General features: G+C 60.1%; 11 protein-coding genes. 1 reads left to right on the forward strand and 10 read right to left on the reverse strand.

Annotated elements, in window-relative coordinates; translation table 11 throughout:
* Positions 1 to 61: 61 nt before the first annotated feature.
* The 3 genes from AC6CH8_RS04995 to AC6CH8_RS05005 are packed head-to-tail and all read right to left on the reverse strand — an operon-like array spanning position 62 to position 3,725.
* Positions 62 to 1,120: a D-2-hydroxyacid dehydrogenase gene (locus tag AC6CH8_RS04995; protein ID WP_498189091.1), complete on the reverse strand. Its 1,059-nt coding sequence runs from the start codon at positions 1,118 to 1,120 to the stop codon at positions 62 to 64.
* Entirely contained in the window at positions 1,117 to 2,877 is a 1,761-nt protein-coding gene (locus AC6CH8_RS05000) for an IlvD/Edd family dehydratase (protein ID WP_498189093.1), read from the reverse strand. Before AC6CH8_RS05000 ends, AC6CH8_RS04995 begins: the two co-directional genes overlap by 4 nt.
* A gap of 53 nt (positions 2,878 to 2,930) precedes the next feature.
* Positions 2,931 to 3,725 (reverse strand): SDR family NAD(P)-dependent oxidoreductase, encoded by a 795-nt coding sequence (locus AC6CH8_RS05005; RefSeq protein WP_498189095.1) that lies wholly within the window; start codon positions 3,723 to 3,725, stop codon positions 2,931 to 2,933.
* Positions 3,726 to 3,886: 161 nt separating this feature from the next.
* On the opposite strand from AC6CH8_RS05005, the gene AC6CH8_RS05010 reads away from it, so the two are divergent.
* Complete coding sequence (locus tag AC6CH8_RS05010; protein ID WP_402937225.1) at positions 3,887 to 5,071, forward strand: Gfo/Idh/MocA family protein; 1,185 nt, start codon at positions 3,887 to 3,889, stop codon at positions 5,069 to 5,071.
* 70 nt (positions 5,072 to 5,141) lie between these two features.
* Here AC6CH8_RS05010 and AC6CH8_RS05015 read toward each other — a convergent pair whose 3' ends face one another.
* From AC6CH8_RS05015 to AC6CH8_RS05045, 7 genes are all read right to left on the reverse strand, one after another.
* Positions 5,142 to 6,497 (reverse strand): aldehyde dehydrogenase family protein, encoded by a 1,356-nt coding sequence (locus tag AC6CH8_RS05015; RefSeq protein WP_498189097.1) that lies wholly within the window; start codon positions 6,495 to 6,497, stop codon positions 5,142 to 5,144.
* An 89-nt stretch (positions 6,498 to 6,586) separates the two neighbouring features.
* A complete protein-coding gene (gene iolD, locus AC6CH8_RS05020) occupies positions 6,587 to 8,536 on the reverse strand; it encodes a 3D-(3,5/4)-trihydroxycyclohexane-1,2-dione acylhydrolase (decyclizing) (protein ID WP_498189099.1) in 1,950 nt (649 codons plus the stop codon).
* A 200-nt stretch (positions 8,537 to 8,736) separates the two neighbouring features.
* Positions 8,737 to 9,870, reverse strand: coding sequence for a Gfo/Idh/MocA family protein (locus AC6CH8_RS05025; RefSeq protein WP_498189101.1), 1,134 nt, complete (start codon positions 9,868 to 9,870; stop codon positions 8,737 to 8,739).
* A gap of 84 nt (positions 9,871 to 9,954) precedes the next feature.
* Positions 9,955 to 11,715: a hydantoinase B/oxoprolinase family protein gene (locus AC6CH8_RS05030; protein ID WP_498189103.1), complete on the reverse strand. Its 1,761-nt coding sequence runs from the start codon at positions 11,713 to 11,715 to the stop codon at positions 9,955 to 9,957.
* A 2-nt stretch (positions 11,716 to 11,717) separates the two neighbouring features.
* Positions 11,718 to 13,808, reverse strand: a complete 2,091-nt coding sequence (locus AC6CH8_RS05035; RefSeq protein WP_498189105.1) for a hydantoinase/oxoprolinase family protein — start codon at positions 13,806 to 13,808, stop codon at positions 11,718 to 11,720.
* Positions 13,809 to 13,839: 31 nt separating this feature from the next.
* On the reverse strand, positions 13,840 to 14,739 hold the full coding sequence (locus tag AC6CH8_RS05040) for a fumarylacetoacetate hydrolase family protein (protein WP_498189107.1): 900 nt from the start codon (positions 14,737 to 14,739) through the stop codon (positions 13,840 to 13,842).
* 2 nt (positions 14,740 to 14,741) lie between these two features.
* Positions 14,742 to 16,031, reverse strand: a complete 1,290-nt coding sequence (locus AC6CH8_RS05045; RefSeq protein ID WP_402937235.1) for an aspartate aminotransferase family protein — start codon at positions 16,029 to 16,031, stop codon at positions 14,742 to 14,744.
* Between the last annotated feature and the right edge of the window lie 15 nt (positions 16,032 to 16,046).

Here is a 16,046-nt window from a genome sequence, read left to right on the forward strand (position 1 = left end):
GGGATCCCATGGGATATTCCAGCCTGTTCAATTCTCGGAATATCCCATGGGAGCGCCTTTATCAGGTCCTGTTCTGCGCTGTAATCGAAGCGGACGGATCAAGCTTTTTCAGGTCCACAACGTCCTTCAACGGCTCATGGGCCTTCCACCGCCTCAGGTTCAGGGCAAAACAGTCCACCACTTTTCCCCTCCAACCGATCAGGTCACCGGAGGCATGCGGAGACACCAAGATGTCCCGTCGGCCCCACAGGGGGTTAGCGGCGTCCAACGGCTCATGCTCAAAGACGTCCAAGGCCGCCCCACCCACGTGCCCGGAGTCAAGAGAGTCCATAAGGTCTTGCTCTACCACTACCGCCCCTCGGCCCACGTTCACCAAACGAGCCCCAGGCTGCATTTTTCTGAATCGGGATGAGTTGAACAAACCGCGGGTTTCTTCTGTAAGCGGCAAGGTGAGCACCACATCATCAGCGTTGCCCAGAAGCCGGTCAAGATCATCAAAGCCGGAGATCTGTCCCAGTTGTGAATCATTTCTCGCAGATCGACCCACAATGTCAACGTCCATTCCAGCAGCACGAAGGAGAAGAACGGTTTCGCGGCCCACCGGCCCCGGCCCCACCACCAGGACCTTGCGCCCCAACAGCGGCTGGGTTTCGCGGTGCTGCCACGTCCGGGCCTGCTGAAGCTCGATGGTGCGGCGCAGGTCTTTGGTGAACATCAGCAATACCCCGAGTACCCATTCAGCTATGGGACGCTCGCACACGCCGCGGGAGTTGCTGACGACAATGTCGCTGTCGATGATCTCGCGGGTCATGAGGCTGTCAACACCGATGCTGGACGTGTGTATCCAGCGCAGTTCGCCGGGTCCTACCTCTCGAAGAAGTTTGGTCCGGAAATCGTTGAGGAACAGGATCTCTGTTCCTGGCTGGGCTGCCCGAAACTCATCTGCAGTCCGCACCACTGAGACATCAGCCTCAGCTTCCAGCCGTTCCAGCGGAGGCAGCGGCCGGCCCTCCTGAACAATTACCAGCACTTTCGGTCGTGACACAGATTCCTCTTCGCCGAACTTCCCCTCAACGGCACTCCCCCGGTTGTTCTCGTGTTTGGACGCGTAGCTGCTCACCAGCCGCCCTGCCAACCGCTCATAAGGCCATAGGGCAAGCGCTGTGGCTCCTCATCGGGAAGGCCCTTCAGGAAGTCGAAGTCGCAGCCTTCGTCGGCTTGGTTGACGTGATCTATAAAGAGCCGTCCGTAGCCCCGCCGATATTTCGGCTCAGGCAGTTTGAGTTCCGCGAGCCGGTTCTCGATCTCCTCGGCTGGAATATCCAGGTCCAGACGCTGGTTCTCTACGTCCAGCACAATAGGATCCCCGTCCCGCACAATCGCTAGCGGTCCACCTACCGCGGCCTCGGGAGACACATGCAACACTGTGGTTCCAAAGGCGGTGCCGCTCATCCTGGCATCGGATATACGGACGATGTCACGGATACCGCGCCGCAAGAGCCTCTCAGGTATAGGCAACATACCCCATTCAGGCATCCCGGGAGCTCCCACGGGCCCGCTGTTCCGCAAGACCAGAACGGAGTCCTCGGTGATGTCCAACTCGGGATCGTCAATCCGGCGCCCAAGGTCGTAAATGTCCTCGAACACCACCGCCGACCCCTTGTGCTGCAGCAGATCCTTCGACGCCGCACTACGCTTGATCACCGCCCCGTTGGGCGCGAGGGAGCCGCGGACTACGGCGATGCCTCCGGAGGCATCAAACGGGGCTTCAAGGGTGCTGACCACTACACCATCGGGCTCGGGGGCCGAACTGTAACCATTTTCAAGAGACTGCCCTGTGACGGTAATGGCCTCCTTGTTCAGTAGGGGCCCCAGTTGCTTGAGTACCGTGGAGATGCCGCCCACTTGGAACAGCTGCTGCACCAAGTACTCGCCCGAGGGGCGGACGTTGACGATGCGAGGCGTGCGCTGCGAGATCTCGTGGAATCGATCCAACGGCAATTCGTAACCAACGCGCCTAGCGAGCGCCAGAAGATGCACGACGGCGTTGGTGGAACCACCTACGGCCATCAAGAGGGTTATAGCGTTGTCGAATGCCTCTTTGGTCAATATTTCGCTGGGTTTTGGTCCCTGGGACATGGCCATTTCTACGGCCCGGCGCCCTGTGGCTTCGGCCGCTTGGGCGCGACGCGCATCCACTGCCGGGATGGATGCAGTGCCCGGCAAGCACATGCCGAGAGCCTCGACTAGTGACGTCATGGTAGATGCGGTGCCCATTTCGCTGCAGTGTCCGGCAGAGGGCTTAGCGGCCGATTCAAGCTCATCGAAATCCGCCTCAGTGATCTTTCCTGCGCGCAGCTCATCTGCGTACTTCCACGTGTCCGTGCCGACACCGAGCTGCTTACCCCTAAAGTGCGCCGGTTCTTGGGGGCCACCGGTGAGCATGATGGTTGGAACGTCCGCACTGGCAGCACCCATGAGCTGCGCTGGAACGGTCTTATCGCAGCCACCCAGGAGCACAATGGCGTCCAGCGGGTAGGCGCGGATGGACTCTTCAACGTCCATCGCCATCAGGTTTCGGAATTGCATGGCCGAAGGCTTCATCAGGCTCTCACCCAAGGAAATGGTGGGGAACTCCAGCGGCAGTCCGCCCGCCATGAGAACCCCTCGTTTTACGGCGTCGGCAAGTAACTTGAAGTGAATATTGCAGTTGACAAGCTCCGACCACGAATTAGCGATGCCGATGACCGGCTTGTCTTTGAGGGCGAAGCGCGAGAAGCCCTCAGCCTGAATCGCTGTGCGGTGAACGAATCCCGTGAGGTCGTGGGGTGCAAACCATCGCGCACTGCGGAGGTCCTTATAGCTGGACTCTTCCATGTCTTTTAGCTCCTTGGGCTTGATCGGTCTTGACAGGTAATTTGTGACGCTTCCTATGCGGCGGATGTGCCGCCGTCGAACGCCATGCTGGTTCCGGTGGCAAAGGTTCCGTCGACCGCCAGGAAATATATGGCTGCCGCGACCTCGTCAGGATCCGCGAGCCGGTTTAGCGGCACTGTGCTCTCTTTCAATCTCCGGGCTTCACTTGGATTGGGCGCCGCCGCCAAACCCTCTCGGACCATGGGCGTGTCAATCGGCCCTGGGCAGACAGCGTTCACGCGAACCAGGGGGGCGAGTTCTATTGCCATGGCGCGGGTCAGTCCCACAACGCCGGCTTTCGCCGCACAGTAGTGAGCAAGCCCGGACACACCCATGGTGGCGAGGTCGGACGCCACGTTGACAATCGAGCCTCCGCCGGACCGCCTCATGTGATGAGCGGCTTCGTTGGCTACATAAAAAGTGCCGGACAGGTTCGTCTGCAGCACCTCCTGCCAATGTTCCTCGGTGAGATCTTCCAAAGGGACGTGGCCGGCCACCCCCGCAGCGTTGATGGCTACATCCAAACCGCCCATTGCGTGAATTGCACTCCGAACGGCGTTCCTGACTGCTTGGGCATCGGAGACATCCACAACAACTGTGTGCGCACCGACGCCAATCTCCCGGGCCACTCGCTGCAGTTCCCCAGGACGCCGTCCCAGCAGCGACACTGTTGCGCCGCGTTTGGCGAAGAGCTTTGCGGTGGCTTCCCCAAGGCCTGATGTTGCACCAGTGATGAGAACCCGAAGGGGTTCCGTTCGAAGTTGTTGCTCGTGGTCCATCATCGGCGACGGGCTCCTCTTGCTTGGCATGGGCGGACTAGTACGTTCCACTAAAACAGCGCTCTTCTTTGTTCGGCTGTCTCAGATTGAGACACAGAGCACATCGCGAACCTTCCTAGGCTGATCAACAGATGCCGCCGTCAGTCCGCGGCACAGCACCGCCGGAAAGCGGTCGAGACTAAGGAGCGCTCTTGGAACAGCAAAACCGCATTGGGGTTGGCCTGATTTCGGTCGGATGGATGGGGAGACTGCATTCCCGCGCGTATCTGGCGACCAAGCAGTTCTTTCCTGAGTTGCCGCGTCATCCAGAATTGGTGATCGCGGCCGACCCGGACGATGCCGGACGCCATCACGCCGAAGACGCACTCGGCTACAAGGAAACCGCCACGGATTATCGCAAGGTGCTGGAAAACCCGGATGTGGACGTTGTATCTATTTGCTCGCCCAACTTCCTTCACCACGAGATAGCACTTGCCACCATTGAGGCAGGAAAACACTTTTGGATTGAGAAGCCCATGGGCCGCAGCGCCCATGAGTCGCGCGAGATTGCCCAAGGTGCCGAGGCCGCAGGACTCATTACCTCGGTCGGGTTCAATTACCGGCATGCACCCGCCGTGGCGGAAGCGCGGAGGCTGATCCGGTCCGGAACGCTGGGCAAGATCACCAATGTGCAAATTCGCCTCCTTACCGGATACGCCTCGGATCCGAACCAAGTCTTCACCTGGCGTTACGAGCAGGCACGTGCAGGATCCGGCGTCTTGGGCGACGTACTGAGCCACGGCTTCGACCTAGCTCAGTTCCTGGTAGGTCGCATCACGTCCTTGAACGCCGTCACCGAGACTTTCATCAAGGACCGACCGCTCCCCGCTGGCAACTCCTCGAATTCCTTCGATATGGGCCAGGCTTCCGAGGTCACGCAAAAGGTGGAAAATGAGGATTACACTGCCATGCTTGCCCGCTTTGAGGGTGGAGCAATCGGTATGTTCGAATCCACCCGCGTCGCCGTCGGCCCGCACGCCGAATACATCATCGAGGTCTACGGCACCGAGGGATCATTGCGCTGGAACTTCGAGCGGATGAACCAACTGGAACTCGCCACCGACCGCACTGGCTATCGCACCATCATGACTCCCCCGTCCTTCGGTGAGTTCGGACGCTTCCAGCCCGGACCCGGCCCCGGCATCGGCTTCAATGACCTCAAGACCATTGAAGCGGCACTGTTCTTGCGTTCAGTGGCCGAAGGGAAACAACTTGGTCCTTCCGTCGCGGACGGCTGGTCAGCGTCCGAGCTCGTTGATGCCTCCCTGCGTAGCGCCGGCTCGGGCGAATGGGTCCAGGTTCCGGAAGTCTCCGGGCGAACGACCTACCAGGCTTAAGCACCACAGCCATCTGCAAACAAGAGGAGGCCGGATCATAATGATCCGGCCTCCTCTTCTACGTATCTGTTTACTTGGCGAAGCGGAACAGCTTCTTGTTGGCGAACTCGAGCATGCCAACCTTGCCCAGTTCACGTCCATAACCGGACTTCTTGACGCCGCCGAACGGTACGTCGGCTCCGCTGAGGTCGTAGGCGCCAATGAAGACCATACCAACATCGAGCTGGTTCCCTACCCGCTCGGCACGCTCGTGGTCATCACAAATCACCACAGATCCCAGACCATACGGCGACGAGTTCGCGAGCTTGATGGCTTCCTCGTCACTGCTGACCTTGTAAAGCTGGGCAACGGGTCCGAAGAGCTCTTCACTGTAGACGTCCATGGCAGGGGTGATGTTGGTAATCACTGTCGGCGTGAAGACGTTGCCCTGCGGTTCGTTATTGCCCACCAGGATTTCGGCTCCCTGATCGAGGGCTCCCTGCACCTGCTCTTTCAGGAACTTGGTGGCAGAGTCTGAAGATAGCGGTCCGAAGTCGCCGTTCTCGTAAGACTGGCCGGCAATGGCTGCTTTGAACTTTTCGGAGAACTCGTCGAAGTACTTGTCCAGCACCACGATCCGCTTGGAGCCATTGCATGACTGACCGGTGTTGCCCATCCGACCCATGACAGCCTTTTTTACGGCCTGATCCACGTTGTCAGTGTCAAGCACAATGAACACGTCGGCGCCGCCGAGCTCCAGCACACACTTCTTCAAAGCACGGCCAGCTTGCTCCGCCACGATTGCGCCCACTTGCTCGGAGCCAGTGAGAGAAACGCCTTGGATGCGGTCGTCAGCGATGATGTCTGAGATCTGCTGATGTGTGGCGAAGAGGTTGACGTAGGCACCGTCCGGGAAACCGGCGTCGCGGAACAGTTCTTCAAGTGCCAGGGCAGATTCCGGGCATTGGCTCGCATGGCGAACTATCACCGTGTTGCCCAGGATGATGTTGGGAATCGCGAAACGTGCCACCTGATAGTACGGGTAGTTCCACGGCATGATGCCCAGAACTACGCCCAGGCCTTGGTAGCGGAAGAACGTCCGCAGACCATCGGCCACCTCGAGCTCCTCGTCAGCCAGCCATTCCTCTGCGTGCTCGGCGAAGGCTGCGGCGATGGAACCGGAGAATTCTGCTTCTCCGGCTGCTTGCGCGAGGGGCTTGCCCATCTCCCGGTTGATGATGGCTGCAAGTGTGTCCTTGCGTTCTACGAACAGTTCGGCCAGGCGCTTGGCCATGGCAGCCCGCTCAGCCACAGTGGTGGTGCGTGACCAGTTCTGGTACGTCGTCTGGGCTGCACTCAGGCCGGCTTCGACCTCTGCGTCCGTAGCCGCCGGGTATTGTGCGTGGGTAGTTCCCGTGGCTGGATCAATAACGGCAAATGCGCTCATGATAGTACTCCTTATCGGAAAATAGGGCTTGGGTTGACCCGGTAAAAGGGTCAGGCGGGACCGTCGCATGACGGTCCCGCCCGTTGCGCTTAGCGCTCGTCAGGTGCTGTGGTTGCTGCGTAGAAACGCTGGCGGGCGCGACCCTCCAGGTGCTTTGCAGTACCTTCCTGGCTGCCTGGGCGCTGCGAGGTCATGGGTACTCCCACGTCCCAGAAGGCTCCGTTGCCGGACAGGTACCGCCAAGGCTCTACGCGGGCAACGATGACTGCGGGCCCGTCCACTTCTTTGGCCTCCGTGAGCGCGTTCTGGAACTCCTCGACCGTGGAGGTTGACCAGGCTGCACAGCCCATGCTGGCGGCGTTGGCTGCAATGTCGAAGTCCAAGATCGCGCCGTCAAGGCGGCCTGACTCATTGCTGCGTTCCCGGTACTGTGTTCCGAACTCCCGGCCAGGGCCACCTTTGGAAACCTGCAGCGGCCAGATGCACTGGTGCCCCCGGTTGTCGATCACAATGGTGATGATCTTCTTCCGTTCCTGTACAGCGGTGACCAGTTCCGTAGGCTGCATGAAGTAGGTGCCGTCACCGATCAAAACGTACACCTCGCCCGGTGCATCTCCACGTGCGATCCGGTAGCCGAGGCCGGCCGGAATTTCATGGCCCATGCAGGAGTTCGCGTACTCAAAATGGATTTCGGCACCGTTGGAAGGATCCCAGGCCTTGTGGATACCCTCAACCACACCACCTGAGCCCAAGATCAGTGCGTCTTGATTGGTTGCCGTGCGGTTCAGAACATCGATGACCTGGGCCTGGCTCATGTTTTCACCAGGGAAAGCCTGCAGATCGTGCTTGCGTACCTCGAAGGTGGCTTTTCGCGCGTCCGCAATGTCACTGCGGTAATCATCGGAAGTGCCGTAGTCAACAGCTGCCAGGCGGTCCCGTAGGGCTACGAGGGACAGTTTTGCATCTCCGATGACGGGGAACGAACCCATCTTGTGGGCGTCGAACGAGCCAACGTTGAGGTTCACGAACTTCACGTTGGGGTTCTGGAACAACGAGTGTGAAGCGGTGATGAAGTCCTGGAGGCGTGAACCAACGGTGATGACAACATCAGCACCATCGGCGATTTCGTTGGCTCCCACCGTTCCGGTCACACCCAGCGCGCCCAGGTTCAGCTCACTAATGGGACCGCTGCCCTTACCTGCATAGGTCTCAGTAACCGGGATTCCGAAGTCGGCGCTGAAGCGTGCAAGTTCCTCCTGTGCTTTCGAGTAACGAACCCCGCCCCCTGAAATCAGCAGGGGACGCTCGGCGTTCGCAATGATCTCGGCAGCATCGCGGTATTCGTCCTCAACAGCCGGACGGCGACGGATGTGCCACACCCGCGGAGTAAAGAACGCTTCCGGGAAATCGAATTCCGCACCCTGAACATCCTGGGGAAGACAGACCACGACGGCGCCGGTTTCCACGGGATCGGTGAGGACTCGCATGGCCTCGGGGAGGGTGGACAGCAGCTGCGCCGGATGAGTGATCCGGTCGAAATAGCGGCTGACCGGGCGGAAGCAGTCATTGGCGGAGACATCCCGCTCTACCGGATGCTCGATCTGCTGCAGCACCGGATCGCCAAAGCGGTTGTTGATGATGTCCGCAGGAAAAAGAAGCACGGGCAGCCGGTTGGTAGTTGCCGTGGCGGCACCGGAAACCATGTTGGTAGAACCCGGCCCTGCGGATGCCGTGCACGCAAGGGTTGCTGCGCGGTTGGAAGCCTTGGCGAAGCCAATGGCCGCATGGACCATGGACTGCTCGTTTTTGCCCTGGTAGTGCGGGAAGTCCACGCCGTACTCGTCGATTCCCTGCGCCAGACCAACTGAGTTGCCGTGGCCAAAGATGCCGTACATTCCGGGAATGAGGCGCCGACGTTCACCGTCCAGTTCGCTGTACTGGACCTGAAGGTATTCAACGATTGCTTGTGCGACGGTACGGCGGCGGACGGCCTTGTTGCCGACCACGGTGCCGATGTCAGCAGCGGCTGTGCTAGTCATGCGATCTCCTAAATTCGAAGGTGCGTCGGCATTTGCAAACCGATTCGCCCGAACTTCAGGTTTTCACCGTCGCGGGGACGTAGTGTGTCCCACTTTGATACGCGGTCGTATCCGCAGTGGCAAATCGGTTAAGACCAGAAAAAAGCAGCCGACGGCGGTACGCGTGTACCGCCGTCGGCTGCTGTTTTCTTGATGCCTCTCTAGTCGAAGCGATAAGGCTCCTGCGGCCCCACCGAGGGCAGAGGACGTGGCCGCTCGCAGGTGCTTTCGATCTGGATGTGACGACCCTGTTCCGAAGAGGCCTCGAAGGCGAGCAGCACTTCGAGCACGTGATAGGCGAAGTCCCCTCCTGTACGAGGTTCCAGGCCCTTGCGGATGGCATAACCGAATTCAGCCAAGCCGATGCCGCGGTAGGCGTCGTCCCGATGCGTGATGAGCGTTTCGCGCCAGTCGCCTCCACCCGGAGGAGTCATGTCCAGAGCCAGGTCGCCGGGTTCGCCGCGGCGGAGGACGGGCGCGCCGGAGAAGTGGTCCGGGTTCGGCGCAGCAAGGGAGCCGCCCGTCCCATAGACCTCCAAATGCGGCAGATTGTGGTTCCAAATGTCCCAGCTGACCATGACGGTGGCGCTCGCACCGGACTCGAAGTCGAGGGTGCCGGTGACGTGCGTCGGGGTTTTGATATGGATGACTTCTCCGTCTTTGCCCGGACGCGGCCGGGTCTCAGATGAGCGCGGTGTAGTAGCAGAAACCCGTTTCACGGGACCGAAGAAGTTCACCAGGTTGGTGATCAGGTACGGCCCAATGTCCAGCATCGGGCCGGCGCCTGGGCTGTAGAAGGGGTCAACGTTAGGATGCCAGTGTTCGTAGCCGCGGCAGGCGAAAGATGCAAAGGCAGCTACCGGCTCTCCGATCCATCCGTCGTCGATGAGCTTGCGGCTGGTCTGCATGCCGGATCCGAGGAAGGTGGTGGGAGCGGATCCTACTTTGACGCCTGCCTTGCGTGCAGCATCCAGGATCTGTTGTGCTTCCTCGAGTGAAGTAGCGAACGGCTTTTCCGAGAGGACGTGTTTCCCGGCAGCGATCGCTTGGAGCGTCACCGGTGCATGGAGCTTGGGCGGAGTGAGGTTCAGGACCAACTCAACCTCTTCATCTGCCAGCAGCTCATCCGGTGTGAGCGCTTTGGGAACCGAATACTCCGCTGCCCGGGCTTTCACAGCTTCAGGGTTCACGTCCGCAAGTGCCACGACGTTCACGTCCGGGTGGACACCGATCTTGTCCAAATATTGGTTGAGAACGTTTCCGACGCCGATAATGCCGACTCGAATGGGTTCCATGTGAATCTCCGTCAGTAGTTGGTGAAACCTTCCGGGGCGAGGACTATACCCCGCCCCGGAATCAGTTGCTATGGCTGATACTTTTCAGCTGGCCAGACGCGATTCGCGCGTCTTTGCCGTGGCTGTTTCGTCAACGGCGCCGTCGCTAATAACGACGCCATACTTGGCGGCAGCCGCTTCCAAGGAAATCCGTGATTCGCGGTAGTCGTCCAGGACTGCGAGGACGTCGCGTTCCAGCGGATCACCGTATCCACCACCTCCCGGGGTGATGGATACAACCTTTTCACCGGACTGGAGATCGTAACGACCCACCACAGGGATCTCGCGTCGTTCGCCGGTTGTGAGATCTTCAACCCAGGTTGACGGCTCGGCACCGTCGTGGCCGCCGCGAACACCCTTCGGCGGGTTGATTTTGCCCTCAATTCCGTAGGTGAGCGTGACGCTTTCACCACGAGGTTCCATGGTCACGCGGGTCGCGAGTCCGCCTCGCTGCCTGCCGGCTCCGCCAGTGTCAGGAACCAGGGTGCGTTCGTGAACCAAAATGGGGTAGCGCTGTTCATCTACTTCGACGCTGTCGTGGTACAGCAATGCGCCGCATACGGGTCGCTGATACGTCGGCCAACCATCAACGTAAGGTGTTGCCGGGCCGCCTACGCCGCCAACAAGAATCTGGTTGACATAGGCGTTACCGTTGCGTTCGTCAATACCGGAGATGACCGACTTTGCCGGAGCCTGTCCGGCCGCTCCCTCAGCCGTACCGTAGCCGTCGTCGATTTGGGAGAAGGCGGCTTGAACAATGTTGACAACCCGATCGGCAAGGTTAGTAGTTCCCGATGAACACGAGTAGGGGTGTTTCGGGACTCCCACCGCGCAGCCGTCGCGCAGAAGCACTTCCACCCGACGGAAGGTGCCCGCGTTGCTCGGCAGGTTCTCCGGGATGCCGGAAAGGATGCCGGCCAAGGCAGCGCCCGTAGCTGTAGCCTTTGTGAGGTTCAGACCGTTGGGGAGATTGTCCGGGTTGTCGCGCAAATCAATGACGATCTTGCCCTGCTTGGGCTTCACCTCAAGGGTGGCCTGCAGGTGCACGCCGTCTGCGCTGGTCCCGGGGAAAGGATCGTGAACCGAGGTGCCGTGGAGTACGTACTCGGGCAGCGTTTCGATCGCAGTCGCGGTGAGGCGTTCCGAATAGTCGAACCAAGCATCCACGAAGTCCACCAGGTCATCTACACCAAATTTTTCGGCGAGTTCGTGAATGCGGCGTTCGGCGATGCGCGACGCACCGACCGAGGCCAGGTAGTCGCCGTACCACTGGTCAGGTACACGGATGCGGGAGCGGCACATACGGATGATGTCGTCGATGTCCTTATGGTCGCGCTGAACACGGACACACGGGAAGATCAGTGCGCCTTCTTCATAGACATCCCGTGCTGTGGCGAAGAAGGTGGTGGGCAACGAGTTACCGCAGTCGGCTTGGTGGGCCTTGGTCACAGCGGTGAAGAGATGACGTCCCTGTATGAAGATCGGAACGAGAATCACGTGGTCGGCAGCATGCGAGTTGCCCATATAGGGGTCGTTGTGAAGGAACGCGTCGCCTTCACGGATGTCGTCGTGCAGCTCAACCATGTCCTCGCCGAGCGGTCCGGCACCGAATACGTGCACCGGGACGCCCTCTGCTGCTGCCAAGAGCTGGTTGTCAGCTGTCAGAACAGCACACGAAAAGTCGCGGGCAGTGTTGATGACAGAGGAACGGGCGGAACGCAGCAGGCCGTTGGTCATCTCGCGGACAATGCCGTCGAATGCATTAGCGAGGACCGAGAGCTTTACGGGATCGAATTCGCGTGTCATGGTTACGCCTCCTTACGGGTGAGGTAGATGTTGGATCGTTCGTCGAGCGTGGCGTTCCACTCCGGTGGCACCACAATGGTGGTTGTGGGCTGGTCGATGACAGCAGGGCCAACGATCTTGTCCCGGGGAGCAAGGGTGACTCCGCGGTATCGCTGGGTGCTGAAACTTTCGCCCCCGAACACAATGGAGTCCGTACGGTGGACTTCAGTCCCACGGCCTACTTCGGCTTGGTCTTTTGTCAGCTCAGGCCGCGGGATTTCGACCCTGACGCCCCACGTGATGATCTCCACGCGGCTGTCCGGATCGTGCGTGCCGTTGCGGCGATCGTGCTCTTCGTGGAAGGCGCGCTCAACGATGCCCGCAGCATCAGCTGCAGTGTCGGGCGCAGCGTCCAAGTACACACGCAAATCCCAGGCCTGGCCCGGGTAGCGGGCGTCAACAAAGTAGGTGACATTGGGAGCGGCTCCCACACCAGCGAACCTCTTGGCGAACACCTCGGCCTTCCCCGTTAGCTCCTCAACGGCCCGCGAAGCGGAGCCAGCGTCGAAGCTACGGGTGTCGTTGTGCAATGGCGAGAGGAATTCCGTAGCGATCGGAGCGCGATGCGCGCCGTAGGCCGCGAGCACGCCCGCGGTCGCGGGAATCAGGACGGTGTCAGCTTCCAGGAGTACGCCGATGGCGGCCGCCACCATGGCACCTGCACCGCCGCCCGCCACAATCAAGGCACCTCGCGGGTCAACACCCTGTTCCAAGGAAGCCTGGCGGATTGCTGTTGCCATGTGGTTTGCGGATACATCCAAAATGGCCTGTGCCGCCTGCAGAGTATCCATGTTCAAGGGGCCAGCGATGCGAGTATCGATGGCGCGGACGGCAGCCTCACGGTTCAGCGTGAATCCGCCTTCAAATCCGTCGGCGTCGAGGTAACCCAAAGCTACGCAAGCGTCCGTGACGGTGGGTTCCTCGCCACCGCGACCATACGCGGCCGGTCCGGGGGTACTCCGGGCACTCTGCGGACCCACGCGAAGCAGACCGCCGCCGTCGATCCATGCGATACTGCCACCGCCGGCGCCAATGCTGGAAACAGCCACCGAGGACAAACCTGTCAGGTGGCCCACAAAGGGCTCTCCCAGCCAGGCTTCCCTGGTGTGGCGAACGACGCCCTGTTCAACCAAGGACACGTCAAACGTGGTGCCGCCCATATCGCAGACCACCACAGTGTCCCGGTCCGGAGCAGCGGCCGCGCCAACCAAAGGTGCCATGGACGGGCCGGAGTTCAAGAGCAGTACCGGGCGGTCGAGAACATCTACGACGTCGAGCACGGCGCCTTCGGAAGTCACTACCAAAAGGTCACCACCGAATCCGTACTCTTCGAGGTCGGAGCGCAGTTTGCCAAGGTGGTCTGCCATGAGCGGCTTCAGCGAGGCATCAATTGACGCCGCCGACGAACGGCGGTATTCGCGAATTGTCGGGTTGGCCTCGTTGGACAACGTGTAGGGCACATCGGGCAGAATCTCTTCGATGAGTTCCGCGACGCGCTTCTCGTGGGCGTCGTTAATGATGGACCAGAGGAAGGAAACCGCGACTGCCTCGATCCCCTGCTCCTTGAAGGAACCAAGTACTTCGCGCACTTTCCCTTCATCCAGGGGCACCAAGATATCACCCTCAGCAGAGATCCGCTCCGTAATTTCGAAGGTCAGATGACGAGGGATGTACGGCGGGGGGTAGGCAGCTTTGGAGTCAAAGGCGTCCCGGCGTCCGCCTTCGCGGAGCAGGAGGGTGTCGGCGAAACCGTCAGTTGTCAGGAGAGCAGTCTTGGCCACCTTGCCGGTGAGGACTGCGTTTGTTGCGTGCGTTGTGCCATAAACGATGACGTCGGCATTGCGCAGAACTTCGTCGCCGCTCCAACCAACGGATTCGGCCGCCCTGCGAACAGATGCTTCAAAGCCTGTGAACACACGGTCATAGGTAGTTAGTGCCTTACCTACCGCCATGTCGCCTGTGTTTGAACCAACCACCACGTCCGTAAACGTGCCACCGGTATCAACGGCGATGCGGTACCTCGCTTCACCTGGTTGTGTCTGTACTTCACTCATGGGTCATCTAGCTTTCGTAGAGTTGGAGGGGTTATAGCTGGGGCTTGCCGACGCGATTACGCAGCAGTCCCACCTTGTCGATTTCGATTTCCACCGTGTCGCCCGGTTCAAGCCAGACTGGAGGATTCCGCTTGGCACCAATGCCTTGGGGCGTGCCTGTGGCGATCACATCTCCCGGCTCGAGAGTGAGGAAACTCGACAGGTAAGAGACGATGCGGGCTATGGGGAAGATCTGATGCTGGGTATTCGAGCGCTGAACTTCGATGCCGTTGACCCGTGTCGCGATGTCCAGCTTCTGCGGGTCTCCAACTTCATCCAACGTGACAATGGCGGGGCCCCACGGGGTTGATCCGTCCACGGCCTTGCCGGCTAGCCACTGGGTCCCGCGGTACTGGAGATCGCGTGCTGTGACATCGTTGAGGGGCGCGAGGGCTGCGACGTAATCAAGTGCTTCGTCCTCGGAGACCTCGGATGCCCGTCGACCAATGATGACGGCGACTTCTCCTTCGAAATCGAGGTTGTTGCTGACGTGAGCGCCGCCGATTTCGTCCTCCGGGCCAACCATGGTGGAGGCGAATTTGGCGAAGACGTCCGGATACTCGGGGAACGCACGCCCGGTTTCTGCAACGTGGTCTTTGTAATTGAGACCAATGCACAGAATCTTCGCCGGATCGGTGACCGGCGTGGTCAACCGGACCTCGTCCACTGCGCCTACCCGGGCCACGGGATCCTCGGAGGCAAGGGCTGTGATGCCGGAAGAAATGGCAGGGATCCGGTCACCGTAAAGCGACAGGAATTGCCGTACGGAAGTTGTGGCACCGTGGATGGCTTCGGTGGAGCCTTGAAGGAGCAACTCCAGGTCATAGATGGCATCGTCTATCAGGACTCCGCCGCGGACACCCGATTCGTGGTGGTAGGAAACGATCTTCATGGTTACTTAGCACCTTCCGTTGCCGGGTTCTGGTTTGCCACAGCAAGCACAGCGTCGGCCAAGCGGTCAGCGATGTCCCCTGCAACCTTTTCGTCCATAGGGGTGGACAAGGACAGCAGATTGGCTGGAGAACCGAGCAAGCCGCGCTCATACGAAGCCCACCACAACTCGTGCTGAGTCTGCTCGTTAACCTTTTCCGCACCAGCAGGAACCGCGCGCAACAACGAACCGCGGCCGCGAATTTCCCAGCCAGCGTCAGCGATCTTCGCGTTCACAGAGTCGCGGGTGGTGTCGCCCAAGTGATTCAGCCTCTTTACTTCTTCTTGAGTGAAGAGCCTCAAAGCGACGGCTCCGGCGGCCATGCTGACGGGGTTGCCGGAGAATGTTCCACCGTGGGGCAAGCTGCCGGGACGAGTGGGATCCACTTCGGCCATCAGCTCAGCCCTACCGGCAACAGCGCCAACGGGGAAGCCTCCACCGATCAATTTGCCCGTGGTGAGCAAGTCCGGGGAAACACCATATTCACCGCTGAAGCCGTTGAATCCCAAGCGGAGGCTGATGACTTCGTCAATAATCAGGACAATCCCGTACTGCGTCGCGAGGTCCCTCGCGGTGTGCACGAACTCCTCGGAAATCCTGAGAAGACCGGCTCTGTTGGGCAACAGGTCCAGAATGATGGCTGCGTAGGAGTCGGGTGCTGCTTCAACTTCCTGGCGCAGGACATCAATGTCATTGAGGGGCACTGCGGTGACATCGTTGATCACGCCGCGGGTTACTCCACGCTGGTAGGCAGGCCCGCCCGGGACCAAGGCCACTTCAGATGTTCCGTGGTAGCCGCCCTTGGTGACGATGACTCGCTCCCGTCCGGTGCTCGCTCGGGCGATGCGGATTGCGGACATGACGGCCTCGGTGCCGGAGTTTGCAAATCGCACCTGGTCAAGGTCAGGCAGGCGGGAAAGCAGGAGATCCGCCAATTCCCACTCGTAGAGATTGGGGATTCCCCAGCTGGCACCGGCAGTGAGTGCTTTGGTCGCGGCCTCTGTAATCTCGGGGTGCGCGTTGCCATGAATCAGTGAGGTGAAGTTGTTGTTCGCATCGATTAGTTCATGACCACGGTCATCCCAGACCCTGTAGCCCTCACCTCGGATGGCATAGGGGCTCGGGGCTCCCGTGTAGTACGTCGAGCGGCCGTAGCCGCCAGGCAGCAGAGGGAATCCACGAGGTCCTCTGCGCAGGTGCGGGTCCTCCGAGAGGTGGCTCTGCGGGGTTGTTTTCTGGTTTTCTGTTCCCACTTGGTTCTCTCCAGT

Source organism: Paenarthrobacter sp. GQ52 (assembly GCF_059759005.1).